General features: G+C 60.3%; 21 protein-coding genes. 15 read left to right on the top strand and 6 right to left on the bottom strand.

Going from position 1 to position 24,763, the window contains the following annotated elements; all coding sequences use genetic code 11:
* Positions 1-8: 8 nt before the first annotated feature.
* On the bottom strand, positions 9-1,229 hold the full coding sequence (locus tag HB676_RS22060; RefSeq protein ID WP_213740327.1) for an acyl-CoA dehydrogenase family protein: 1,221 nt from the start codon (positions 1,227-1,229) through the stop codon (positions 9-11).
* Between the two features lie 364 nt (positions 1,230-1,593).
* Between HB676_RS22060 and HB676_RS22055 the strand changes: the two genes are divergently transcribed.
* Positions 1,594-1,866, top strand: coding sequence for a phosphopantetheine-binding protein (locus HB676_RS22055; RefSeq protein ID WP_213740326.1), 273 nt, complete (start codon positions 1,594-1,596; stop codon positions 1,864-1,866).
* A gap of 216 nt (positions 1,867-2,082) precedes the next feature.
* Here the strand turns inward: HB676_RS22055 and HB676_RS22050 are convergent, their stop codons facing one another.
* Complete coding sequence (locus HB676_RS22050; RefSeq protein WP_213740325.1) at positions 2,083-2,562, bottom strand: DoxX family protein; 480 nt, start codon at positions 2,560-2,562, stop codon at positions 2,083-2,085.
* A 158-nt stretch (positions 2,563-2,720) separates the two neighbouring features.
* Between HB676_RS22050 and HB676_RS22045 the strand changes: the two genes are divergently transcribed.
* From HB676_RS22045 to HB676_RS22035, 3 genes are all read left to right on the top strand, one after another.
* Positions 2,721-4,388: a carboxypeptidase regulatory-like domain-containing protein gene (locus tag HB676_RS22045; RefSeq protein ID WP_213740323.1), complete on the top strand. Its 1,668-nt coding sequence runs from the start codon at positions 2,721-2,723 to the stop codon at positions 4,386-4,388.
* A 199-nt stretch (positions 4,389-4,587) separates the two neighbouring features.
* Positions 4,588-4,779: a hypothetical protein gene (locus tag HB676_RS22040; RefSeq protein ID WP_213740321.1), complete on the top strand. Its 192-nt coding sequence runs from the start codon at positions 4,588-4,590 to the stop codon at positions 4,777-4,779.
* A gap of 59 nt (positions 4,780-4,838) precedes the next feature.
* A complete protein-coding gene (locus HB676_RS22035) occupies positions 4,839-5,477 on the top strand; it encodes a hypothetical protein (RefSeq protein WP_213740319.1) in 639 nt (212 codons plus the stop codon).
* Between the two features lie 258 nt (positions 5,478-5,735).
* Here the strand turns inward: HB676_RS22035 and HB676_RS22030 are convergent, their stop codons facing one another.
* Genes HB676_RS22030 through HB676_RS22020 form a run of 3 tightly spaced genes read right to left on the bottom strand, consistent with a single transcriptional unit; the run spans position 5,736 to position 8,662 of the window.
* Positions 5,736-6,113 (bottom strand): c-type cytochrome, encoded by a 378-nt coding sequence (locus tag HB676_RS22030; protein WP_213740317.1) that lies wholly within the window; start codon positions 6,111-6,113, stop codon positions 5,736-5,738.
* Entirely contained in the window at positions 6,110-7,885 is a 1,776-nt protein-coding gene (locus HB676_RS22025; RefSeq protein ID WP_213740315.1) for a GMC family oxidoreductase, read from the bottom strand. The genes HB676_RS22030 and HB676_RS22025 overlap by 4 nt, the downstream gene beginning before the upstream one ends.
* Positions 7,886-7,897: 12 nt before the next feature.
* Complete coding sequence (locus tag HB676_RS22020) at positions 7,898-8,662, bottom strand: gluconate 2-dehydrogenase subunit 3 family protein (RefSeq protein ID WP_213740313.1); 765 nt, start codon at positions 8,660-8,662, stop codon at positions 7,898-7,900.
* A gap of 368 nt (positions 8,663-9,030) precedes the next feature.
* Here HB676_RS22020 and HB676_RS22015 point away from each other — a divergent pair, with 368 nt between their 5' ends.
* The 4 genes from HB676_RS22015 (at position 9,031) to HB676_RS22000 (ending at position 16,756) form a co-directional block, all read left to right on the top strand.
* The gene (locus tag HB676_RS22015) at positions 9,031-10,638 is read left to right on the top strand and encodes a porin (protein ID WP_213740312.1); all 1,608 of its coding nucleotides are present in this window, start codon (positions 9,031-9,033) and stop codon (positions 10,636-10,638) included.
* Between the two features lie 441 nt (positions 10,639-11,079).
* The gene (locus HB676_RS22010) at positions 11,080-12,678 is read left to right on the top strand and encodes a porin (protein WP_213740311.1); all 1,599 of its coding nucleotides are present in this window, start codon (positions 11,080-11,082) and stop codon (positions 12,676-12,678) included.
* Positions 12,679-13,085: 407 nt separating this feature from the next.
* On the top strand, positions 13,086-14,714 hold the full coding sequence (locus tag HB676_RS22005; protein WP_213740310.1) for a porin: 1,629 nt from the start codon (positions 13,086-13,088) through the stop codon (positions 14,712-14,714).
* A 422-nt stretch (positions 14,715-15,136) separates the two neighbouring features.
* Complete coding sequence (locus HB676_RS22000) at positions 15,137-16,756, top strand: porin (protein WP_213740309.1); 1,620 nt, start codon at positions 15,137-15,139, stop codon at positions 16,754-16,756.
* 220 nt (positions 16,757-16,976) lie between these two features.
* On the opposite strand, the gene HB676_RS21995 is transcribed toward HB676_RS22000, so the two are convergent.
* On the bottom strand, positions 16,977-17,231 hold the full coding sequence (locus tag HB676_RS21995; RefSeq protein ID WP_213740308.1) for a hypothetical protein: 255 nt from the start codon (positions 17,229-17,231) through the stop codon (positions 16,977-16,979).
* Between the two features lie 402 nt (positions 17,232-17,633).
* On the opposite strand from HB676_RS21995, the gene HB676_RS21990 reads away from it, so the two are divergent.
* From HB676_RS21990 to HB676_RS21960, 7 genes are all read left to right on the top strand, one after another.
* On the top strand, positions 17,634-18,581 hold the full coding sequence (locus HB676_RS21990; protein ID WP_213740307.1) for a metallophosphoesterase: 948 nt from the start codon (positions 17,634-17,636) through the stop codon (positions 18,579-18,581).
* Positions 18,582-18,595: 14 nt separating this feature from the next.
* The gene (locus HB676_RS21985; RefSeq protein WP_346347403.1) at positions 18,596-18,982 is read left to right on the top strand and encodes a cupredoxin family copper-binding protein; all 387 of its coding nucleotides are present in this window, start codon (positions 18,596-18,598) and stop codon (positions 18,980-18,982) included.
* Positions 18,983-18,992: 10 nt separating this feature from the next.
* Positions 18,993-19,685: a sigma-70 family RNA polymerase sigma factor gene (locus HB676_RS21980; RefSeq protein ID WP_249780390.1), complete on the top strand. Its 693-nt coding sequence runs from the start codon at positions 18,993-18,995 to the stop codon at positions 19,683-19,685.
* A gap of 15 nt (positions 19,686-19,700) precedes the next feature.
* The gene (locus tag HB676_RS21975; protein ID WP_346347402.1) at positions 19,701-20,465 is read left to right on the top strand and encodes an anti-sigma factor; all 765 of its coding nucleotides are present in this window, start codon (positions 19,701-19,703) and stop codon (positions 20,463-20,465) included.
* Between the two features lie 219 nt (positions 20,466-20,684).
* The gene (locus tag HB676_RS21970; protein ID WP_346347401.1) at positions 20,685-22,016 is read left to right on the top strand and encodes a cytochrome c; all 1,332 of its coding nucleotides are present in this window, start codon (positions 20,685-20,687) and stop codon (positions 22,014-22,016) included.
* Positions 22,013-22,513 (top strand): (2Fe-2S)-binding protein, encoded by a 501-nt coding sequence (locus HB676_RS21965; RefSeq protein WP_213740303.1) that lies wholly within the window; start codon positions 22,013-22,015, stop codon positions 22,511-22,513. The genes HB676_RS21970 and HB676_RS21965 overlap by 4 nt, the downstream gene beginning before the upstream one ends.
* A complete protein-coding gene (locus HB676_RS21960; protein WP_213740302.1) occupies positions 22,510-24,762 on the top strand; it encodes a molybdopterin cofactor-binding domain-containing protein in 2,253 nt (750 codons plus the stop codon). Before HB676_RS21965 ends, HB676_RS21960 begins: the two co-directional genes overlap by 4 nt.
* The last annotated feature ends 1 nt before the right edge of the window (position 24,763 follow it).

Genomic DNA, 24,763 nt, shown 5'->3' with positions numbered 1-24,763 from the left:
GGGCTTCCTTAATCGCGAAGACTGGCGGGTACGCTGCTCATCAGGCTGGCGGTGGCGATGTTGGTGAGGATTCGGTCGTTGTTGATCATCAACGGCGCGGAGAGCGCGTCACGCAGATGGCGGCCGACGCTGAAGTCGCCGTCATTGCGGTAGCCTGACAATCCGCAGGCACGCATGGCGCTCATGACGGTCGTCACCGCCAATTCGGAGGCTTCGACCTTGAGCAAATTGATCTGCGACTGGAAATCGAGTGAAGACAGCGCGCGCTCGTCATGCTCATGGGCCGCATAGGTGTCGAGACTAGCTGTGATCATCGCACGCAGTTTGGCGAGCGACATTTTGGCGGCGGTAAAGTGCGCAGCCCCGGGCGGCATCTGGCCGCCCGCGCCCCGCGCCGCCTTGCGAATGAACAGTTGCGCGCGCTCGACGGCAGCGGCGGCAATCCCGGCCCAGGCCGAAGCCCAGCACAGATGGGCCACCGGTGTCATCGTCTGCGCATGGATCTTGTCATAGGCTTCCGGGAACACTTGCTCAGCCAGACCGTTCGCCTTCAATTCGAACCCGGCGCTGCAGGTGCCGCGCATGCCCAGCGTCTCCCATTCGAGACTGCGCTCAAGCGTGTAATTGTCCTTGGTAAAGGCCACCAGCACCTGATCGGAGGCGGCGGCGTCATTGGCGCGGCGGGCGATGGTGACGACGCCGTCGGCCTGTGCGCCGTAGGAAATCACCGTCGCGTTGCGTACCAGCGAGATCCCCGTTGCCGTCGGCTCGATGGCGGCGGAGCTTGAACGGACGTTACCGCCGTTCTGCCCCTCGGTTGTCGAGGACGCCAGCAGCAATTGTTCTGCCGCGACCCGGCGCATCAGCGCTTCGTGCCAGTCGCTGCCGGTTCCGTGCCGGACCAGACAGGCCACCTTGGTCTGATGCATCGCAAAGATCATCGCGGTCGAGGAACAGGCGCGGCCGAGCGTGTAGCACATGTCGGTGACATCGAAGATCGACGCGCCGTCGCCGCCAAATGCCTGCGGGATTTGAGCACCCAGCAGCTTCTGCGCGCGGGCGGCGTCGATGGCGGCCTGCGGGAAGCGCGCCTGGCGATCGACGTCCACGGCTTCCGCGGCGGCTATGGCCGCGACACTTGCGGTACGCGGGAGAAATGAATCGCGCTCAAGAAATGGCGGCTCGCTTGATCTGTTCGTCGCGTTACGTGATCTGGCATGCACATTCATGGCCGATACAACCTCCGGGGCTTTGTCGGTGCGGAATGTCTGCGCAAAAATCTGGCGCCTGAATTCCACATCGATCGCGCAACAGCATCATTCGATCGTGCGTGGCTTAAGGATTTAATTCAAATGCGTCGATGAAATTCAGGGTAAATGGCTTTCATTTCAGGCGTCTCGGTTAATCAAACATGTCGGGATATCCATCATTTCCTGATACCCATCAAGGATTGCGAAAGGCGCGTTAGCGTTAAGATCAGAATGAGAACTTGTGTCAAAGGAGAGTCGCTGTTTTTCGAATGCGCGGCAGTTATAAATTTACGATCAGTGCGGTAGTCGTCCTGCCAGGCGATGACAGATGGAAAGCTCAGACATGAATGCCTTTAACGCCGATGTTCAGGACCGCGTCCTTGCGCTGGTCAAGGGTATCCTCGAACAGAACTCGATTGCCGCCGAGATCGATTCCGAATCGCTGCTGGTGGATGCCGGGCTGACGTCGATGGACATGGTCAACCTGATGCTGGGCGTGGAAGCCGAATTCGATTTCACGATTCCGCAGTCGGAAATCACGCCGGAGAATTTCCAGTCGGTCAAAACCTTGCAGGCGATGATCGTCGCTCAGCTCCAGCCCGAGCACGCGGCCTGATAGCTCTGGCTGAAAGAGCATCCAGCATTTCAGCCGCATGAAAATGATTTGCTCTTTCGTCGCGGCCGGGACATAGGCGAGCGGAAGCGACGCCGTCCTTCGGATGGCTATGCGGGCATGACGAGCCTCGCTAGAAAGCTCAATTCTATTGGCTGTTTTTTAAGTTAAGCTCGAAGAACATCGTCTGGATACGCCGGCCAATTTATCGCCGCTCGCTCAATCCTTGGCCTGGCCGAGGCCCGACTGCAGCGAAAAGGCGCCGCTGCCCGCGAGTACCAGCGCGGCCTGCGCCACCAGCCAGAACAGCGGATATTCCCAGCCACCGCCGGTGTTGGAGTAACCCCAGCCGACCGGCCATTTGATCCAGACCACGACGGCCAGAAACACTAGCAGGAAAGCGGCCCATTGGCGCGTGTACCAGCCGAGCAGGATCGCGACACCGCCGATCACTTCAACGCTGAATGTCGGCCATGCCAGCAGGGGCGTGATGCCGTTCTTCGCCAGCAGCGCCGCGTGGGTTTCCATGCCGCGGGAAGTCTTGAGGAAGGCGTGCACAATCCAGTCAAACCCGATCGCGACGCGCAACACACAAAGTCCGTAAGGCGCATAGACCCGATCGACCGTGGCATTGCCGAAGATCGCGGCGAGAACGCTGGATGTATTTGCGCTGCTGTCCCTGGCATGGTCGATACTCATGTGTTCTTCCCCATTTCGATCTGGCGACGCTGCGATGGCAGCATAGCACAACTGCGCCGGTGCGGGCCTGCCGCTGCAAGCGCCCCCTAGTCTTTTCAAAATATGCCCTCTACACTTCCGGTAACAAATAACAATAAGCAAAATCCAGGGAGGTGGTCATGCCGCGTGTTTCGTTGGTGATGAGCATCGGTGGCCTCGTCGCCGCCGCATGGCTGGCTGGTACCGGTCCATTGGCGGCGCAGGCCGGTCCCGCTTTGGCAGGCAAAGTCACCGCTGGGCAAGAGGCGCTCGAAGGCGTCCTGGTCAGCGCCAAAAAAGACGGATCGACCGTGACGGTCACCGTCGTGACCGGCAAGGACGGCCGCTACAGTTTTCCGGCCGGCCGGCTCGATCCGGGCCAATACTCCCTGAACATCCGGGCTGTGGGTTACGACCTCGATGGAAAAAGTCAGATTGCGGTCGCGGCGGACAAGAGCGCGACGGCCGATCTCGCCCTGCGCAAGACCGACAATCTCGCCGCGCAGCTAACCAATGCAGAATGGCTTGCCAGTATGCCCGGCACCGACGCCCAGAAGGGACAATTGCTCAATTGCGTCGGCTGTCACACGCTGTCGCGGCCGCTGAACTCGAAATACAGCGCCGACGATTTCCTGAAGATGATCCTGCCACGCATGCAGAGCTATGTGAACCAGAGCATTCCGATGCACCCGCAACTGCGTCACGCCGAGCGCCGGATGGAAGAGCAGGGCGATCAGCGGGTGCAGGTCTACAGGGCCGCGGCGGAATATCTTGCCAGCATCAACCTCAGTTCACGCGCGAAGTGGAATTTCGAATTGAAGACGCTGCCGCGCCCGACCGGCGCGTCCACCCGCGTCATCTATACCGAATACGACCTGCCGCGCGAGACGATCGAACCGCATGACGTGATCGTCGATAACAACGGCATGGTCTGGTATTCGAACTTTGGCGAGCAGAATCTCGGCAAGCTCGATCCCAAGACCGGCAAGATCACCGAATTCCCGATCAAGGAACACAAGCCGGACTTTCCGACCGGACTGCTTGGCTTGCGCAGCGACCAGGACGGCAATCTGTGGTTCGGCAACATGTACCAGGCCACGATCGCGAAATTCGACCGCAAGACCGAAACCTTCAAGTACTGGCCGCTGCAGGGCGAGGAGAACTTCGACGCGGCGCAGATCAATATGGTCAGTCCGCAGAGTTCCGGCGTCGACGGCAAGGTCTGGGCGCAGAACAACGGCTTTGCCGGCATTCACCGGCTCGATATCGCCACCGGCAAAATCGAAACCTTTGAGCCGTTCAAGGGCGTGCCGGGCCCGCACAATATTTACGACGTGGTTCCGGACTCCAGGAACAACGTCTACTTCACCGATTTCCGTCAGCGTCACATCGGACGGATCGACGCCAAAACCGGCGAGTTGGATCTGTACGAGATCCCGACGCCGGCTTCCGCGCCGCGGCGCGGTTCGATGGATGCGCAGGATCGGTTGTGGTTCGGCGAATATCGTGGCGACCGCATCGGCATGTTCGATACCAAAACCAGCCTGTTCAAGGAGTGGCAGATCGCGCCGAAATGGTCGTCGCCCTACGACGTCACGACTGACCGCAACGGCGAAGCCTGGACCGGCTCGATGCTGAGCGACCAGGTCACCCGCCTCAATCCCGCCACCGGGGAGGCGGTCAACTATCTCTTGCCGCGCAGCACCAATATCAGGCGCGTGTTCGTCGACAATTCCACCCCGCAGGTGACATTCTGGGCCGGCAACAACCACGGTGCCTCGATCGTGAAGGTCGAGCCGCTGGAATAGGCGCCATTCCCTGTGCCCCTACCTAACGCGCGTTGCGCATTAGGTTCCCATGTGTGTCATATCTGCCGCAGTTTCGACCTATTTCTCGATCGGACCCGCCTTGCCGCACTGTGAACGTATTCCGGCTTTCATGGTGATGGTATATCTGAGGGCGCGTGAGTTGCAGCCTCGTTCTTTCTAACCTGGGGAGAGTACCGTGATGAAAACTTTGATTTTGGCGAGCGCAACGCTTGCCCTGATGACGGCCACGATGGTGACGGCTGCCAGCGCTGCAGATCTGCCGCGCAAACAGCCTGTCTATCAGGAAGCTCCGGTCGGCAAGATGCCGATTGGCAAGTCCCCGATCGGCAAGAGCCCGGTTGGCAAAGCGCCGATCGCCGCGAAGTATTGATCGCGCTGTTGATCAGGGTTCGTTGAATTCGATCTTTGGTCGATTGTAAGGGACGAACTGTGAGTAACAGGTCGAAGCGATCAGGATTGCGCTTGCTTGGGTGTTTCGCCGTGGCTGCTTTGCTCCACGGCGGCATTCAATCGGCTGCGGCAAGCGAGGTCCACAAGCGCGCCGCAGACGCGAATGCGCTTGCTTCCGGTGAGGAATCGAAGCCGGCTCCGCTCTCAACGCGAAAGTTGGGGAAGGGGCCGTACTACGTCGATTTCAGGGCCCGAACGGCGGCAAGTTGGGGGCACGCTTTCGTCTGGTACGGCAAGACCAGCGAGCGAAAAGTTGAAGTCGCGGGTCTGACCCCTGCGGGAGACACCGCAGCCTATATGCTCGGATATGTGACGTGGGTGCCGTCCGAGACCGGGGCAAGCTATGGCGATCTCGATCCGGACTACTTGACCGCCAGTTACAGGGTGTATCTGTCTGAGCCGGACGCCAAAAAGGTTTTTGCCTACATCCAGAAACTGAAGGCGAATTCACCGGTCTGGAGCGCCGAAGTGTCCAATTGCACGGCGTTCATCGGCGATATCGCGAGCTTTATGGGATTGAAAACGCCTGTCCGCTGGCTGCGTCCCGAGAATTACGTCAACAAGCTCAAGGAAATGAATGGCGGGCGCCAGATGGTTAGCCTGTCGCCAGAGCAATAGCTCGCGTTGAACGCCGGAGGCGCTGCCCCGCCGTCCCCCACAACACCCGCTCGTCATGCCCGGACCTGATCCGGGCATCCATCGAATTTCGCAAGGTAGCTTTTCGAAGAGGATGGATTGCCGGGCATAGGCGAGCGGAAGCGACGCCGTCCTTCGGACGGCTTTGCCCGGCAATGATGAACTCAAGAACGTCTGACCTCGTCATCACCCGCGACCTGACCCGGTGATGGCATTCTCTCTCCGCTTCGTTCTCCGCGCCTATTGCGACGCCTTCACCAGATAGGCGATCAGATCGGCGCGGTCGCCGGCGCTCGCCATGCCGGCATAGGGCATGCGGTTGGCCGGCACCGTGGCTTGCGGATCGGCGATGTATTTGTCGAGCGTCTCCGGCGTCCATGCAATGCCGCTGCGCTTCATCGCCGGGGAGAAGCGAAAATCGGCCAGTTCGCCGGCTTTGCGCGTGAATAGCCCGTGCAGGCTCGGGCCGACCTCATTGGCGCCGGCCGCGAGCTTGTGGCAGGCCGCACATTCCTGGAACCGGGCTTCACCACGGGCCGGGTCGCCGTCGCCGCGGGCCGCGCCGACCGGCAGCAATGTCAGGATCAACACCATCGCCGCACGCATCGTGTCGATCATGCCTGCACCAGTGGACCGGGGTTTTTCAGGTACTTGTTCTTGATCGCGTCCGCGGTCCAGTAAGCCAGCGCACCCACCGGTCCGGTCGGGTTGTACGCCGAATTGTGCGGGAACGCGTTGGCGCCGATCACGAACAGATTGTGACAGTCCCAGCTCTGCAGATATTTGTTGAGCGCGCTGTCACGCGGATTGGTGCCCATGATGGTGCCGCCGGTATTGTGGGTGCTCTGGTAGGGCACGACGGTCCAGGGATCGGTCCGTGCGGAGGCGGGATTGAGCTTGGTGGGATTCATCGACTTGGCGATGTCGTTGATCACCTTGGCGGCGTGACCACCCATTTTGTGCTCGTTGTCCTTGTAGTCGAACGTCATTCTCATCAATGGAAGACCGAACGCGTTGCGATAGGTCGGGTCGAGATCGAAGCAATTGTAGCGGTTGGCCATCACGCTGCCGCTGGCATTGATCACCATCGCGGTCTGGTACCATTTCGCGGTCGCTCGCTTCCAGTCGCTGCCCCATTGCGGCGTGCCCGACGGCATCGGCCGGTAGCCGATCGGCAGCGCGGTATTGAAGCCGCCCGCCACCACATAGCCGCCGACGAAATTATGCGGCGCGCGGTCGAAGTCCCAATTGGCGTGGAAGTCGTCGATCGAGGCGTTGGAACCGCCGGCGTTCATGAAGGGATTGAAGTGTTTTCCTTCAAAGAACAACGTCGCGGTGGCGCCGGTCTGGTAGCAGTAGTTCTTGCCGATCACGCCCTTCTGCGTGACCGGGTCGTAAGGCGTGCCGATGTCCGACAACAGCATCAGATGCACATTGTTGATCGCGTAGGCGCAGAGTAGCACGATGGTGGCCGGCTGCTCGAATTCCTCGCCGTTGAGCACGTTGGTGTAGGTGACGCCGGTGACGCGCTTGCCGTCCGAGGCCTTGAGCACTTTGGTGACCCAGGCATTGGTGCGCAGCTCGAAATTTGGATTGCGCATCGCAATCGGGATTACCGTGATGTGCGGGCTGCCCTTGGCGTTGGCCTCGCAGCCGAAGCGCTGGCAATAGCCGCAATACTGGCAGGCGCCGAATTTCGAGCCGTCCGGATTGGTGTAGGACTGCGAGGCATTCGCCGACGGCCGCGGGAACGGATGATACCCGGCCTCGCGCGCCGCATTGGTGAATATTTCGCTCGCCAGGATCGGGGTCAGCGGCGGCAGCGGATATTCGCGCGCGCGCGGCGCCTCGAACACATTGCCGCCGGCCTGGATCTTGCCGCCGATATTGCCGGCCTTGCCGGAAACCGCCGCGGTATATTCGAATCTGTCATAATAAGGCTCGAGCTCGGCGTAGCTGATGCCCCAGTCCTGGATCGTCATATCTTCGGGAATCGATTTCTTGCCGTAGCGCTCCTCGTAATTGGAGCGGACCTTGAATTCCATGTCGGTCCAGCGCCAGGTGTGGCCGCTCCAGTGCACGGCGGACCCGCCCACGACTTCACCGGGCAGGAAGGAGCCGAGCCGGCGCATCGGCAGCGAGTCCTGCTGCGGATTGTTACGCACCGTAATGGTGTCGCGCGCGGTGTTCTGCATCAGATCGTGGCGCACCACATAGCGCAGCTCGTCGCGGATATTGGGCAGCGAATAATCATTCTCGGGGGACCGCTGCGCACCGCGCTCCAGCGCGACCACTTTCAGGCCGGCCTCGGTCAGTTCCTTGGCCAGAATGCCGCCGGTCCAGCCCAGCCCGACGATGACAACATCGACTTCCTTGAGTTTTGTGACCATGACGCGTCCCCCTCAGCTCATGTCCGCGATGCCGACCGGCTTGTTCGGAAACGGTTTGCCGCGATACTTCTCGACATCGTCGTGATGCACCGCGATGACGCCGGGAAAACCGATGATCGCCCAGCCGGCCTTGTTGCGATTGCCGCCATAGATCGGATCGGAATACATGCCTTCCACCACGGTCTGGTACAGCGTGGTCCAGAACACCCGCACCGGCAGTCCGCCGTCGAAGACGATCTTGCTGGTCGACAGGCCGACCAGAACTTCCTGGCGCTGCGCGTCCTCGATCCGGTCGAATGTCTTGCCGTAGGTCTTGCGGCAATGCGCGTTGGTCGCCTCGATGCCGGCGCGATAGAGCTGCGCCGGGGTCAGCGGCAACTGGTAGCCTTGGCTCGGAGCACCAAGCTTCCAGGGGCCTTGCATGTACAGCCGGTCGCCCTTGCCCCAGGCGCCGGCGAGCGCATGATCGATATAGATGTTGACGCCAAGATCCGTGCCCTTCGGGCTGACCTCATCGGCGGGGATCATGTGATCGACCAGGGCCTCGACAAAGGCCGCCTCGTCGAGATTGAGAAAGGCGTATCCGGTCGGTGTCGCCGGTGCGGCCGGCGCAGCTTGCTGGGCTTGCGCGACTTCGGGCGCGACGATCGCGGCCGTACTACCTGCCGCAGCCGCGCCGCCGACAACGGCGGTCTTGAGAAAGTCGCGCCGGTCAAATCCCGAGCCTTTGGGAGTTGCGGGTTTATCGGCCGCGTCTTTGCTGCTCGCGTCTTTCATGGTCGCCTCCCTGCACGCCGGGGACGAGCCCCGGTCATATTTTTGTGAAGCATGCTGCTTTTGGATCGCGACGGCAAGATGCGATTGCCGCAGAGCCGTGCAAATTGCGCTCATGGCTCCTGACGGTTTTATGACGATCCTCTCACGATCGACTTCACCGAACTCACATCAGCGCGACGGAATTTTTCGTCGCGTTCACATGTTGGTTGAAGCGGGCGATTCCTGTCGCCTTCCTGATTTCTGTGGCGCGCTGGCCACAGAATTTGTGCGCGCATGGGAGCAGAGAGCAGCCAAGGAGTCCTCATTCGAAGGCTCCGTAATTTGGTTCGCGGATCGTGTGTGTGCCGCGTTTTTTTTGGGGAACTTACGTGAGAAAGATTCTTCTATCATCGGTGGCCGTCTTCGCCTTCGCGGCGGTGGCTCACGCAGACGACCTCTCGGATATCCAGGCTCAGGCCAAGCAGCTTCGCGAGCAGAACCAGACGCTGGCGAAGCGTCTCGAACAGAACCAGGCGATGATGAAGCGCCTCGCCGATCTCGAAAAGCGGCAACAGAAGCTCGAGCAGCAGCCGCGCGTAGCAAGCGGCGCCAACCCGGCCGATGCGATGGCTGCCGACCTGCCCTACAAGGCGGCCGTCAAGGCGCCCCCGTCAGCGGATGACAGCATCTGCTGGCATGGCGTGTGCGTGTACGGCAATTTCGACATGGGCGTTGGCTACCAGAATCACGGCGCTCCGCTGAACAGCCAATCCACCGTCGGCGTCAACTACCTGATCTCGAAGCAGAGCAACGGTTCGTATTTCGGCGCGGCGCCGAATGCGCTGAGCTCGTCATTCATCGGCTTGAAGGGCAAGCAGGAGATCGCGGACAATCTCTACGCGGTATTCAACCTGCAGGCCGGGTTCAGCCCGGAAAGCGGCACGAGTTCCAACGGTATCGGATCGATCGCGCAGAACAACGGATTGGGCCTCGCGGCGCAGAACTCCTTCGCCGATTCCTCCAAGGCCGGCCAGATGTTCAACAACGCGGCCTATGCCGGTATCAGCTCGCCGATCTGGGGTACGTTCACCTACGGTCGCCAGAGCGCGCTGACGTCGGACGCCGTCGTCAATTATGATCCGATGGCGAATTCGAACGCGTTCTCGGTGATCGGCTTCCAGGGCGCCACCGGCGGTGCCGGCGACACCGAAAACCGCGTCTTCGACAACTCGTTCGAATATCGCGTCAATGTCGGTCCGGTTCGTCTGGCTGTCGAAACCCAGCTCCGCAACGGCGGCAACAGCGGCACCGGCAACGCGTTCCAAGGCGATGTCGGCTTCGACTATCTGGGCTTCTCGTTCGATGCCCTGGGATCGAAGGTCGAAGACGCGATTTCCGCCAGCACTCTGACGGCGGCGCAAGTCACGGCGATCAACGGTCTCGGCCTGCCCCAGGGATTGGGAGCGATCAGCGCGACGGTATCCGACAACACGTCCTTTATGCTGGTTGCCAAATACACCATCGGTCAGTTCAAGGTATTCGGCGGCTATGAGCACATCAACTTCGCCAACCCGAATAATCCATTGGCGGCCGGTGCGTTCATCGAAGGCGGTTACACCGCGGGCGTCGTCAACAACACCAACTTCACCACCGACAAGGTCCTGCAAGTGTTCTGGATTGGTGGCAAGTATGCGGCGACGCGCGATCTCGATCTGACGCTGGCCTATTACCACGAAGAGCAGAACAGCTTCATCGTCGGCAATGGCTCCAACCCGACGGGATCCTGCAACACCGCGATCTCTTCGGGCTGCAGCGGACAGTTGGATGCGGTTTCGTTCGTCGCCGATTGGCGCTTTGCGAAGCACTTCGATTCTTACGCCGGTATCATGTGGTCGCAGGTGTCGAACGGTCTTGCCAACGGCTTCCTGCTCGCGACTCCGGGCGTCAACAAGGTATCCACGTACGCGCCGACCGTTGGTATGCGCTACCAGTTCTGATGATTTGATCAGAGCGTGACGACAGACAGAGGCATTACGGTTCGCATCCGCCGCGCGATTTCGAAATGTCTCTGTCTTTAACGTGGTCCCGGATCGGAATCCCCCCGTTTTGATCCGGGATCAACGTCAAGCGAGGCGAAAGTTTCTCGAGAGTTGCGATCGCGTGATTGGAGATCACGTCGTGATCACGACTTTGTTCATTACAATATTTTTTAATATCCGACTCCATTGTTTAATTACTAACGCCGTTTTTAAGGAATTTTGACGGCTTCAAAATTCGTTGTTGCTCGCATGTGACATGTTTTCCGAGCGGCCCGCTGCAGAGTGAATCGCCTAGGGAGTACTCATTCGAGACTCCGTTTTCGTCGGTTCGCGAACAATTTGTATCGCGCCATTACTCGGGGGAGTTACGTGAAAAGAATTCTTTTATCTTCAGTGGCCGTGTTTGCCTTCGCGGCGGCAGGTCACGCCGATGAGCTCTCGGACATCCAGGCTCAGTCCAAGCAGCTTCGTGAACAGAACCAGGCGTTGATGAAGCGCCTTTCGGATCTCGAAAAGCGTCAAGAGAAGCTCGAAAAGCAGCCCACTCAGGCTGCCGCGCCGCGCATCAATCCGACCGATGCGATGGCCGCCGACCTGCCCTACAAGGCCTACGTCAAGGCTCCGGCGCCGGTCAACGACGATATCTGCTGGAAGGGTGTTTGCGTATATGGCGCCTTCGACATGGGCGTCGGCTATCAGCAGCACGGTTCGGGATACTCGCCGTACTCCGCCAATCCCAATGCTTACTTGATTCAGAAGCAAAATGCCGGCTCGTATTTCGGCGTGACCGGCAACGGCATGTCGGTCTCGTTCGTCGGTATCCGCGGCAAGCAGGAGATCGCGGACGGCCTCTACGGCGTCTTCAATTTGCAGGCGGCGTTCAATCCGGCTTCCGGCATGGGCGACAACGGCCTCTCGTCGATTACGCAGAACAATGGCCTCGGCGGTAACCTGAGTGCTCAGAACGCCTTCGGCGACTCCTCGCGTAACGGCCAGATGTTCGCCACCGCAGCTTACTTCGGTATCGACTCTCCGACCTACGGTGCGTTCACCATGGGTCGTCAGAGCGCGCTGCTGCGCGATGGTACGATCAATTATGATCCGTTGGGTGGCGCACAGGCCTTCTCGCTGATCGGCACGTCCGGCACCAACGCCGGCGGCGGTTCAACCGAGAACTCGATCCTGGACAACACCTACAAGTACGCCGTGGGTATCGGTCCGGTGCGTTTGGCGGCCATGATTGGGGCCCGCAACGGCAGCAATGGTTCTGCTCCCGGCAACTCTTATTTCGGTGACGTCGGATTCGACTATATGGGCTTCTCGGTGGACTTCACCGGCGGCAAGATCTTCGACTCTGTCGGTACTGTCACGACCCCGCTGACGTCTGCGCAGATGAACACCGCATACGCTGCCGGTTTCAGCACGGGCAGCAATGGATTCATCTCGGGCACGGTTTCCGACAATACCGTGTTCCAGGTAGGTGCGAAGTATACGATCGGACCGTGGAAGTTCTACGGCGGCTATGAGTATATCCGCCTCGAGAACCCGAACAATCCGCTGGCGCCGGGTGCCATCGAGCAAGGCGCTGTCCTCGTCCTCACGAACAATACGAACTTCAACGTCGCTAAAATCGCCCAGACCGGTTGGGTTGGCGTGAAGTACGCGATCACCCGCGACCTCGACGTCGCCGGTGGTGCCTACCACTTGTGGCAGAACAACTTCACTTCCACAGCGGCTACGGCGCAGGCGTGTGCGGTTAACACCAATCAATCCGCGCAGTGCAACGGTGCGCAGGACATGGTGTCGGTCTTGCTTGACTGGCGCTTTGCCAAGCACGTCGATCTGTACGGTGGTTTGGCGTGGGCGCGGGTTTCGGGTGGCTTCTCTAACGGTTACGCCGCAGCCGCAACCAACAACTCCAATACCGCCACCAATCCGCTCGGACCGAACAAGGCCTCGTCCTACAATCCGACCGTCGGTTTGCGCTACCAGTTCTGATGATTTGATCGGAGCATAACAAAGAGACAGAGACATTACGGTTCGCATCAGTCGCGCGATTTCGAAATGTCTCTGTCTTTGACTTCCTGAATTGATGTCCCGGATCGAAATTACCTCGTTTCGAATCCTGGAGAGAGGTTTGAACTGTACGGGAGTACTGATGAGTTTCGCCGCAAGACTAAACGGGATGTTAGAATACTAAACTTTTTTTCATAACAAAAAGTTTAGTAACTAAACTCCTATTTAAGGAATTTTGGCGGCTTCAAAATCCGATGTTGCGCGCATGTGACACGTTTTCCGGGTGACGTGATGCAGAGTGAATCGCCTTAGGAGTACTCATTCGAGGCTCCAGGTACTGGCAGGTTCGCGAATAATTTGTGTCGCGCCTAATTACTCGGGGGAGTTACGTGAAAAGGATTCTTTTATCTTCGGTGGCTGTGTTCGCCTTCGCGGCGGCAGCTCATGCTGACGAGCTGACGGATATCCAGGCTCAATCCAAGCAGCTTCGTGAACAGAATCAGTTGCTGATGAAGCGCCTTTCGGATCTCGAAAAGCGCCAGCAGAAGCTTGAAAAGCAGCCCGCGCAGGCTCAGGCCGTGCGTACTGTGAACCCGACCGATGCGATGGCCGCCGACCTGCCCTACAAGGCAGCAGTGAAGGCTCCGCCGCCGGTTAACGACGACATCTGCTGGAAGGGCGTTTGCGTTTACGGCGCCTTCGACATGGGCGTCGGCTACCAGCAGCACGGTTCGGGATACTCGCCGTACTCCGCCAATCCGAACTCCTACTTCATCCAGAAGCAAAATGCCGGCTCGTATTTCGGTGTCACCGGCAACGGCATGTCGGTCTCGTTCCTCGGTATCCGCGGCAAGCAGGAAATCGCGGACGGCCTCTATGGCATCTTCAACTTGCAGGCGGCGTTCAATCCGGCTTCCGGCATGGGCGACAGCGGCCTGGCTTCGATCACGCAGAACAACGGCCTCGGCGGTAACCTGAGTGCCCAGAACGCCTTCGGCGACTCCTCGCGTAACGGCCAGATGTTCGCTACCGCAGCTTACTTCGGTATCGACTCTCCGACCTACGGTGCGTTCACCATGGGCCGTCAGAGTTCGCTGCTGCGCGACGGCACGATCAACTATGATCCGGTCGGCGGTGCGCAGGCCTTCTCGCTGCTCGGCACGTCCGGCACCAACGCCGGCGGCGGTTCAACCGAGAACGCGATCCTGGACAACACCTACAAGTACGCCGTGGGTATCGGTCCGGTGCGTTTGGCGGCCATGATTGGGGCCCGCAACGGCGGCAATGGTTCTGCTCCCGGCAACTCTTATTTCGGTGACATCGGGTTCGACTATATGGGCTTCTCGGTGGACTTCACCGGCGGCAAGATCTTCGACTCTGTCGGCACCATCACGACCCCGCTGACGTCTGCGCAGATGAACACCGCATACGCTGCCGGTTTCAGCACGGGCAGCAACGGATTCATCTCGGGCACGGTTTCCGACAATACCGTGTTCCAGGTAGGTGCGAAGTATACGATCGGACCGTGGAAGTTCTACGGCGGCTATGAGTACATCCGCCTCGAGAACCCGAACAGCCCGCTGGCGCCGGGTGCCATCGAGCAGGGTGCTATCCTGGTCCTCACGAACAACACCAACTTCAACGTCGCTAAAATCGCCCAGACCGGTTGGGTTGGCGCGAAATACGCGATCACCCGCGACCTCGATATCGCCGGTGGTTATTGGCACCTGCAGCAGAACAACTTCTCCTCGGGCGCGAACGTGGCACTGTGTGCGGCTAACACCAATCAATCCGCGCAGTGCAACGGTGCACAGGACGTTGCATCGGTCGTGGTTGATTGGCGCTTTGCCAAGCACGTCGATTGGTACACCGGCGTGATGTACGGGCGGGTTTCGGGCGGCTTCTCCAACGGTTACGCCGCAGCCGCAACCAACAACTCGAACACCGCAACCAATGTGAACGGACCGAGCCACGCTTCGTCTTGGGCTCCGACCACCGGTCTGCGCTACCAGTTCTGATGATTGGATAACGGCAAAGACATTGGAGACTTCGGTCCTCAATGTCTTGGTCTTCGACAAAAGCTCGATTGGTTCAGCTCGTAATTCTTCGGTTTGAACCCAAAAAGCTGAGACCGGCAGGTTGTCCGTTAACGGGCTACCTGCCGGATCTACCTGGAAAGATAAATACCTTAGGTTGCTAACATTGATGTAGCTCAACTATAAATATCTGACAGACTGTGTCGCCCGAGCAACACGACCGGCGCGTTTCGAGGTTTATTCCCCGAAACGTTGGCTTCCGGTCGCACTGTTGCGTCTGGGTAACAGGATTTTCCAATTCCCTGAAGCAGAGTGACCGTCTAGGGAGGCCTCAGCCGAGGCTTCGTGATGATGGCAGGTGGCGGGTTTCTTTGGTGCCGCACCTAATTACTCGGGGGAATTAAGTGAAAAGGATCCTTTTATCATCGGTGGCCGTCTTCGCCTTCGCGGCGATGGCTCACGCTGACGAGCTGACGGATATCCAGGCTCAGTCCAAGCAACTTCGCGAACAGAACCAGTTGCTGATGAAGCGCCTTTCGGATCTCGAAAAGCGCCAGCAGAAGCTCGAGAAGCAGCCCGCGCAGGCTCAGGCCGCGCGTAATGTGAACCCGACCGACGCGATGGCCGCCGACCTGCCCTACAAGGCAGTGGTCAAGGCTCCGCCGCCGGTCAACGACGACATCTGCTGGAAGGGCGTTTGCGTTTACGGCGCCTTCGATATGGGCGTCGGCTATCAGCAGCACGGTTCGCCGTACTCGCCGTTCTCCGCCAACCCGAACTCCTATATGATTCAGAAGCAGTCGTTCGGCTCCTATTTCGGGGTCACCGGCAATGCGATGAGCGTCTCGTTCATCGGTCTGCGTGGCAAGCAGGAAATCGCGGACGGCCTCTACGGCATCTTCAACGTCCAGGCTGCGTTCAACCCGGCCTCCGGCATGGGCGACAACGGCATCGCTTCGGTTGCGCAGAACAACGGCCTCAACACGGCCCTGTCTGCTCAGAACTCCTACGGCGACTCGTCGCGTAACGGCCAGATGTTCGCCACCGCGGCCTACTTCGGCATCGACTCCCCGACCTACGGTGCGTTCACCATGGGCCGTCAGAGCAACCTGATCCGCGACAACGTCATCAACTATGATCCGATCGGCGGTGCGCAGGCCTTCTCGCTGCTGGGTGCCCAGGGTGCCAACGCGGGCGGCGGCGCCACCGAGAACGCGATCCTCGATAATGCCTACAAGTATGCTGTCGGCGTCGGTCCGGTGCGGTTGGCGGCCTTGGTCGCGCTCCGCAACGGCAACAATAGCGGCGTCGGCAACGTGTTCTCCGGTGATATCGGCTTCGACTATATGGGCTGGTCGATCGATTTCGCTGGCGCCAAGACCTACGACGCGATCGTTATCGGTGCGCCGCTGACGGCTGCGCAGGTCGCAGCGGCACCGATTGCTGGTCTCGCCACTGGCATGGGTCAGATCAACCCGACGGTCTCCGACAACACCGTATTCCAGGTCGGTACCAAGTACACAATCGGACCCTGGAAAGTCTATGGTGGCTATGAGTGGATCAAGTACCAGAACCCGAACAACCCGCTCGCGGCCGGTAACCTCGATCAGGGCTTCGTGATCGCTAACCCGAACAACACCAACTACACCGTCAACAAGATCCTGCAGACGGCATGGGTTGGTGCCAAGTACGCAATCACCCGCGACCTCGATATCTACGGTGGTTACTGGCACGAGTGGCAGAACAACTTTGCCAGCACTGCTGCGAACGTCGGATTCTGCGCGACCAACCCGGTTCAGGGAACGCAGTGCGCCGGTTCGCTCGACGCTGTCTCGCTTGTTGTCGACTGGCGCTTCGCCAAGCATATCGATCTGTATGCTGGCGTGATGTGGCTGCAGGTTAAGGACGGTTTGGCTAACGGTTACACCGCAGCCTCAACCAACAACGCCAACGTCTTTGTCCCGGGCCAATCGAACAAGGCCTCGTCCTACGATCCGACCATCGGTCTGCGCTACCAGTTCTAAGTTCACTTAGAACGCGAAGACTGGATTTAAGACTATACGAAGAGGGAGCGGAATTTCCGCTCCCTCTTTTCGTTTGTCCGCCTGAACGGGTTTAGAGCCTTATCGGTTCTGATTGAATCAGAACCGGGTTTTGCTTTGACGCGTTTTCTTCACGCGAACCGGTATCCACGGAGCCTGTCATCGGGCGCGCGTTCGCGCGACCCGTTGGCTCGAAAACGCTCTAGAAGCTGCTTCCGTCAAACATCGGGTTGCGGCTGCAAGCTGCATCGCCGCGGCCGTCCCAACTGCCGCCTCTGCGCCAGGCGCTCCAGGCTTCGTAATCATATGCGGGGGAATAGGGATTTCCCGGTTCAATCGTCGCGCAATAGGTGCTCTGGTTTTGCACCGGATGGACCACGACATGCCGGGCCATTGCGGGTCCTGCGAGCGCAGTGGAAAGCAGCGCAGCCGCGCCGATCAGTCTGAGATTCGTCATGCACATTTCCTTTTAGATTGGTCATGCGCGTGACCAATCGTTGGTGCTGTCAGGCGTTCCGGCGTTGGCTCTTAAACAATAATTCAACGTCCTGAATTCAACGTCCTGGGCCGCGAAGGGATGTCTTTCGGGGTGTCCTTTCCATACGCGCGCCGGTTTGCCTCGCCATTTCGGCGCGGACGCCGGCGTGATCCGGAAGCAGCGATTTGGCTGCGCGATCCTCGTGCCCGGCAACCGCCTCCTCCGAACGGCCTACTCTTAATTAATTGATATCGTTGGTAAAATTCGTAAAAATCAGGAATCGAGAGCGTTTTGGGAATAAAGCCCGAATGCATCGAGTCTCCCGTGTACCGGCGCAATTCAGCGCCATTTGGGGCCGCCGGCCCTGCAGGGAGATATGACATGGCTAACAAGGGCCTTGATGATCACGGGCAGGGCATAGGCCGCCGTGAAGTGCTGGAATGCATGGTCTGGGCGGGCACCGGCGTGCTGTGGGCCATGAGCGGTGGTGTTCCCCATTCGGTAGGTCTCATCGGCGAAGCGGCTGCCGCGGAGTCCACCGGTTTCACCTTCTTGCAGATGAGCGACAGCCATGTCGGCTTCGACAAGAAGGCGAACCCGGATGCGCTGGGCACGTTGCGCGAAGCCGTCGCCAAAGTGAAGGCGATGCCGATGAAGCCGTCCTTCATCATCCACACCGGCGACATCACGCATCTTTCCAAGCCCGAAGAGTTCGACAACGCCGACAAGGTTTTCGGCGAGACCGGCGTGCAGATGCATTGGGTGCCCGGCGAACACGACTTGATCGATGAAGGCCAGGGCAAGGCGTACATGGAGCGTTACGGCAAGGGCGCCAAGGGCGCGGGCTGGTATAGCTTCGACGATCACGGCGTGCATTTCGTCGGTCTCGTCAACGTCGTGGATCTCAAGGCCGGCGGTCTCGGCAATCTCGGCGCCGAGCAGCTCGCATGGCTTGAGGCCGACCTGAAGGGCAAGTCGAACAGCACGCCGATCGTCGTGTTTGCGCATATCCCGCTGCAGGTTCTCTACAAGGAATGGGGCTGGGGCACCGAAGACGGCACCCAGGCGCTGACGCTGCTCAAGCGCTTCGGCTCGGTCACCATCCTTAATGGCCACATCCATCAGCTCGCGCAGAAGGTCGAAGGCAACATGACTTTCCACACCGCGCTGTCGACGGCTTTTCCGCAGCCGGCGCCGGGCAGTGCGCCTTCGCCGGGTCCGATGGTTGTCCCATCAGATCAGCTTCGGTCCATGCTCGGACTTTCCACCGTCACCGTGCTGCAGGGTAACAAGCCGCTGGCCTTCGTCGACAAGACGCTGGCGGGCTGATCGGAGATTTGGACATGAAATATCTGAACAGCCATCTGCGTTCGGCAGCGGCTCGATTTGTACCCGGCCGCGCTCTGGCGATTGCCATGCTGCTGGGCCCCGCCGTCGGAGCGATGGTGGCGTTCGGCACGGTCGCGGCGGAGGAAACAAAGGACGCGAATGTTGTCACGATCGACAACTTCTCGTTCGGGCCGGGCGAACTGAATGTCGCGGTGGGAACGACGGTCAAGTTTATCAATCACGACGACATTCCCCACTCCGTGGTCGAGAACAACAAGGCTTTCCGGTCGAAGGCGCTGGATACGGACGATGCGTATTCCTACACGTTCGCCAGCGCCGGCACCTTCAGCTACTTCTGCGGATTGCATCCGAAGATGGTGGGAAAGATCATCGTAAAGTGACGGACGGGCCTTGAGCACCTTGAGCATAACAAACCTGAGGACGCCTCTCTCGGTACACCGGACGGATTTCCGGTGTACCGAACCCAAAAGTGCCGTGTTAAAACCCCGGCCGGAAGGTTCAGAACGATTGTCTGGCCAGCAGCAAACGCCGGTTGCGATAGTGCAAAACAAGGATGAACGTGCCGCGTTCGACGAGATCTTTCTGCCGCACATGGCTGAAGCCTATCGTCTCGCGCAATGGCTGACCGGCAGTGCGGCCGATGCCGAAGACATCGTCCAGGACGCCGCGTTGCGGGCGTATCGCGGCATCAAGACGTTCGGCGCCGTCAATGCGCGGGCGTGGTCGCTGACCATCGTGCGCAACACGGCCTATAGCTGGCTGATGAAGAACCGGCCGAAGACGGTGGTGTTCACCAATGATCTGAGCGTCACGGAACAACAGGAACTTGAACATGAAGGTCCGCAAGGAGCCCGGGTAGAGACGCCGGAAGAGATCGCTCTTTTCAAGGCCGACGCCGAGCAGGTCCAGAAGGCGCTGGCGCAGTTGCAACCGCAATTTCGCGAAGTGATCGTCTTGCGGGAAATAAACCAGATGAACTATCGCGATATTGCGGAGATCACCAATGTTCCCATCGGGACCGTCATGTCCCGTCTATCCCGGGGCCGACAGCTTCTGATCGCCCTTCTGGGAGACCGAGAGTAAATTATGATTGCATCCGTGACAGACAAAGACGAATTGCAGTTGAACGCCTATTGCGACGGCGAACTCGACCTAGCGTCCGCGGCTGCGTTCGAGCGCCGGCTGGCGGAAGACGAGACGTTGCGAGCCGAATATACTAGGCTGATGTCGCTGCGGCAGGCTTTTCGTTCGTTTCCGCAATCCGAAATGCCTGCGGGCTTGCAAGCGCGCATCCTGTCGTCTCTGGATGCGGCCGAGCGCCCAAACCGGATCACGGCCTTGCGTCAACGCAGTTGGTCGCTTCGGGCATTGGCCGCGGCGGCGGTGTTCGGTGCCGTGATCTCGAGCTCCGTCATGATGACGCTGGATCGTTTCGATCAGCGCGAGGAGGTTGCGAGCCAGGTCGTCGCCGGACATATCCGCGGTCTGATGGCGCCCCAGCCGTTCGATGTGGCTTCCTCCGATCGCCATACGGTCAAGCCGTGGTTCACGTCGCGTCTGCCGGAATCGCCTCAGGTGCCGGATCTCGCGGCGCAAGGCTTCACGCTGTTGGGTGGCCGCGTCGATGTCATCGGCCACGCTCCGGTGGCAACCATCGTCTACAAGCATGCCGCCCACACCGTCAGCCTGACCACGCTGCGGCGAGGTCAATCCGTCTCCGACCAGGCGGTCGCGGGATATAATGTGCGGAGCTGGAGCGATCCGGATTTCACCTATGTGGCGGTTTCGGATCTGCCCGCCGCGGACCTTGCGACATTCGAGCGTGTATTTTCGGCAGGTTCACCGGCGCCCGAAGTCAAATAGGCGCCTGCTGCCGGTAGCGGCGGGCGCACTCTTTCCGTCTCACGCCTGAACTTCATGCCGAAAAGCGCCGATTTACGGGCGATTCCGGCCTCTTTTCGCGACCGAAAATTACCGCGGCCATTTGATTCTGCCGAACTATGTGCCGTCCCCGAATTTGTGCTAACAGCCTACAAAAAGCTGTAGGGACAAATGACCCGGACAAGAATAATCGCAAGCGCTGTGGCGGCACTCTTGATCGGCGGCGGGGCCGCCGCCTTTGCCGTCGCATGGCGACCGGCGATCGCAGCGATCGAGCCGCCCGCGCCGAAATCTTTCGATCCGGCGCTGGTCAAGCGCGGCCGCGATCTGGCGGCGCTCGGCAATTGCACCGATTGCCACACCGTGCGCGGCGGCAAGACCTTCGCCGGCGGCCTGCCGGTGCCGACGCCGTTCGGCACGATCTATTCGTCGAACATCACACCGGACGCCGACACCGGCATCGGTACGTGGTCGCAGGCCGCTTTCCGCCGCGCGATGCGCTCCGGCATCAACCGGGAAGGGCAGCATCTCTATCCGACCTTCCCCTATGACCATTTCACCAACGTCACCGACGAAGACGACGATGCGCTCTATGCGTATCTGATGACGCGCCCGGCAGTGCACGCCCCCACGCCGGCAAACCAGTTGTCGTTTCCGCTCGATCAGCGCTTTGTCGTCGCGGGCTGGAAATTGTTGTTCCTGCGGCGCGGGACGTATGCGCCGGACAGCGCTCAAACTGCCGAATGGAATCGCGGCGCCTATCTGGTCGAGGGACTGGCGCATTGCGGCTCCTGCCACACCCCACGCAACGCGCTGGGCGCCGAACGCGCCGGTGCGTCCTTTGCCGGCGGCGATGTCGACAACTGGAACGCCTATGCGATCAACGCGCGCTCGCCCTCGCCGGTGCCGTGGGACACTGCGGCGCTGTTCAGCTATCTGCGCCAGGGCTGGCATCCCGATCACGGCGTGGCGCGCGGGCCGATGGCGGAAGTGGTGAGCAATCTGTCGTCGGTGGATGAACGCGACGTGCATGCGATCGCAACCTATATGACCAGCGTGTTCGGTGCACCGACGCCAGACCAGATGCGCCGTGGCAATGAGGTGCTGGCGAAAGCCAAAGCGCCGGCAGTGCCGGCTTCCCAAACTGAGGTGCCCGGTGCGTCGATCTATGCGGCCGCCTGCGCGACCTGCCACGAAACCGGCCGGCCGGTGCCTTATGGCGGGGTTAATCTGGGCCTCTCAACCGCGATCAGCGGTCCCGATCCGCGCAACGTTGCCAATATCGTGCTGTCCGGCATTCGGCCGGTGGAGGGCGAGCGCAGCCCGATCATGCCGGGCTTTGCCAACAGCATGACCAACGATCAGGTTGCGGCCGTTCTGAATTATCTGCGTTCCCGCTTCAGCAACCAACCGGCATGGACCGGCGTTGAAAAGACGATCGAGGAAGCGCGGCGCACGCAGACCGTATCTCTCCAGACATCGCCGCCACCACACAACGCCCCGGCCGATCCAACGCAGCGAGATAAGCCATGACGATTACATTGAAGGTCAATGGTCACGATCATCAGATCGATGCCGATCCGGATACGCCGCTGCTCTATGTGCTGCGCGATGACATCAGGCTCAATGGCGCCAAATTCGGCTGCGGGCTCGGCCAATGCGGCGCATGTACGGTGATTGTCGACGGCAAGGCCGTGTTGTCCTGCGTGACGCCGGTGCTGCTCTTGGACGGCAAGCAGGTCACGACGATTGAAGGGCTCGGCACCATCGACGCGCCGGCGCCGATCCAGCGCGCCTTCATGGAAGAGCAGGCGGCGCAATGCGGCTACTGTATCGCCGGCATGATGATGCGCGCGCAGGCGCTGCTGCAACGAAATTCCAAGCCGACCGACGAGCAGATTCGTGCCGAGCTCGAGCCTAATCTGTGCCGCTGCGGCACCCATATGCGCATCCTGCGCGCGGTGCATCGCGCCGCTCAACTGATGGATACCGCCGAATTGTCCCCCTCGCTTGAGGGGAGCGTGCAATGAACGGTCCTGGCAATCTCGATCGCCGTCAGATCCTCGCCGGCGGCGGCGCATTGATCGTCAGTTTCTCGCTGAGCGATGCCTTTGCGCAGGACCAGGCTGCTCCGGCGCCCGCCCCCGCACCGGCGCCAGCGCATCCGCCGAAATGGATCGGCAGCCTCAAGGAAACGCCGTTCCTGGATTCCTGGGTTCGTATCGACGCCGATGGCGGCATCACCGTGTTCACCGGCAAGGCCGAACTCGGTCAGGGCTTCAAGACGGCTTTCCAGCAGATCGCCGCCGAAGAACTCGACGTGCCCTTCAAGTCGCTGAAGGTCGTCACCGCCGATACCGGCCGCACTGCCAATGAAGGCTATACCGCCGGCAGCCATTCGATGCAGGACAGCGGCACCGCGATCCTGAACGCGGCGGCGCAGGCGCGTGCGCTTCTGATCGCTGAGGCCGCCAGGCGTCTCGATGTGCCGGCTGAAAATCTGCGCACCGAAAACGGTGCAGTGATTGCGCCTGACGGCCAGCGCCTCGGTTACGGCGATCTGGTTGCGGGCAACCTGTTGCACATCCAGGCGCAGCCGGAATCGACGCTGAAGGATCCTTCAAAATACACCGTCGTGGGCCAGCCGGTGCCGCGCGTCGATATTCCGGCCAAGGTCACCGGTGGTGCATCCTATGTGCAGGACATGCGCTTGCCCGGCATGGTGCACGCCCGCGTGGTGCGGCCGCCGAGCTATGGCGCTCAATTGATTGACTACGACGCGGCAGCGATCGAGGCCATGCCCGGCGTGGTCAAGGTTATCAGAAGCGGCAATTTTCTGGGCGTGGCCGCCAAAAAGGAATTCCAGGCGATCAAGGCGATGCGGGCGCTGACGGCATCAGCGAAATGGAATGAGACTGCGCGCCTGCCGAAGCAGGAAGATATCGCGCGCGTACTTCTCGGTTTGCCGTCGCAGGACTCGACCATCTTCGAGCGCAAAAATCCTGCTGCCGTCGGACTAAAGACCATCGAGGCGACGTACACGCGGCCCTATCAGTCGCACGGCTCGATCGGCCCGTCCTGCGCGGTCGGTCACCATGTCGATGACGTCACGACGGTCTGGACCCATACCCAGGGCGTTTTCCCTGATCGCGCGGGCATTGCGGAAATGCTGCGCGTGCCGCCGGCAAAAGTCCGCCTGATCCACGCCGAAGGTTCCGGCTGCTACGGCCACAACGGCGCCGATGACGCCGCGGCCGACGCCGCCTTGATCGCGCGCGAAATGCCTGATGTGCCGGTTCGCGTGCAATGGATGCGCGATCAGGAACACGGCTGGGAGCCGTATGGTCCTGCGATGGTGACCAAGCTGAAGGCATCGCTGGACGATAGCGGCGCGATCGCGGACTGGAATTTCGAAGTCTGGAGCAACACCCATTCGATGCGGCCCGGCGGAGCCGGCTCGTTGCTCGCGGCCCAGCACATGGCGCAGCCTTTCGCGGTGCCGGCGCCGAAGCCGCTGCCATTGCCGGAAGGCGGCGGCGATCGCAACGCGATCCCGATCTATACGTTTCCCAACGCGCATGTCGTGCATCACTTCATTCCGGCGATGCCGATACGCATCTCGGCGATGCGGGGGCTTGGCGCCTATCACAACGTATTTTCGATCGAGAGCTTCATGGATGAACTCGCGATCGCAGCCAATGCCGACCCCGTCGAATTCAGGCTGAAGCATCTGGAAGATTCGCGCGGGCGCGACGTGATCAAGAAGACCGCGGAAGCTTTCGGATGGAAGAAAGGCCAGAAGGCGCCGGACGGACGCGGCTATGGCTTCGCCTTTGCGCGCTACAAGAATCTGGCGGCCTATTGCGCCATCGCGACCGAGATCGAGATCAACCGCGAGACCGGGTGTCCGCGGCTGGTCCGCGCGGTGGCCGCGGTCGACAGCGGTCAGGTGGTCAACCCGGACGGGATTATCAACCAGGTCGAAGGCGCGATCATGCAGTCGATGAGCTGGACGCTGTATGAAGCCGTTACCTTCAACGATACCCGCATCACCAGCATCGACTGGCAGACCTATCCGATCGTGCGGTTCGACGCCGTGCCGCAAAGCATCGAGGTGCATATTATCGACCGGCCTGGACTGCCCTATCTCGGCGCCGGAGAAACCGGGCAGGGCCCCGCGGCCGCATCGGTCGCGAACGCAGTCGCCAATGCCGCCGGCAAGCGACTGCGTGACCTGCCGCTGAACCGCAAGAAGATCAAGGACGCGATCGACGTGTGAT

The organism is Bradyrhizobium sp. dw_411 (genome assembly GCF_018449695.1).
In the GTDB taxonomy this organism is placed as follows: domain Bacteria; phylum Pseudomonadota; class Alphaproteobacteria; order Rhizobiales; family Xanthobacteraceae; genus Bradyrhizobium.
This window is presented reverse-complemented; position numbering and strand designations above follow the sequence as displayed.

Bases quoted from the DNA above. Each gene is read 5' to 3' on its own strand.
- HB676_RS22060 (WP_213740327.1), bottom strand. From the start codon at position 1,229: ATGAATGTGCATGCCAGATCACGTAACGCGACGAACAGATCAAGCGAG.
- HB676_RS22055 (WP_213740326.1), top strand. From the start codon at position 1,594: ATGAATGCCTTTAACGCCGATGTTCAGGACCGCGTCCTTGCGCTGGTC.
- HB676_RS22050 (WP_213740325.1), bottom strand. From the start codon at position 2,562: ATGAGTATCGACCATGCCAGGGACAGCAGCGCAAATACATCCAGCGTT.
- HB676_RS22045 (WP_213740323.1), top strand. From the start codon at position 2,721: ATGCCGCGTGTTTCGTTGGTGATGAGCATCGGTGGCCTCGTCGCCGCC.
- HB676_RS22040 (WP_213740321.1), top strand. From the start codon at position 4,588: ATGAAAACTTTGATTTTGGCGAGCGCAACGCTTGCCCTGATGACGGCC.
- HB676_RS22030 (WP_213740317.1), bottom strand. From the start codon at position 6,113: ATGATCGACACGATGCGTGCGGCGATGGTGTTGATCCTGACATTGCTG.
- HB676_RS22025 (WP_213740315.1), bottom strand. From the start codon at position 7,885: ATGGTCACAAAACTCAAGGAAGTCGATGTTGTCATCGTCGGGCTGGGC.
- HB676_RS22020 (WP_213740313.1), bottom strand. From the start codon at position 8,662: ATGAAAGACGCGAGCAGCAAAGACGCGGCCGATAAACCCGCAACTCCC.
- HB676_RS21995 (WP_213740308.1), bottom strand. From the start codon at position 17,231: ATGACGAATCTCAGACTGATCGGCGCGGCTGCGCTGCTTTCCACTGCG.
- HB676_RS21990 (WP_213740307.1), top strand. From the start codon at position 17,634: ATGGCTAACAAGGGCCTTGATGATCACGGGCAGGGCATAGGCCGCCGT.
- HB676_RS21985 (WP_346347403.1), top strand. From the start codon at position 18,596: ATGAAATATCTGAACAGCCATCTGCGTTCGGCAGCGGCTCGATTTGTA.
- HB676_RS21965 (WP_213740303.1), top strand. From the start codon at position 22,013: ATGACGATTACATTGAAGGTCAATGGTCACGATCATCAGATCGATGCC.
- HB676_RS21960 (WP_213740302.1), top strand. From the start codon at position 22,510: ATGAACGGTCCTGGCAATCTCGATCGCCGTCAGATCCTCGCCGGCGGC.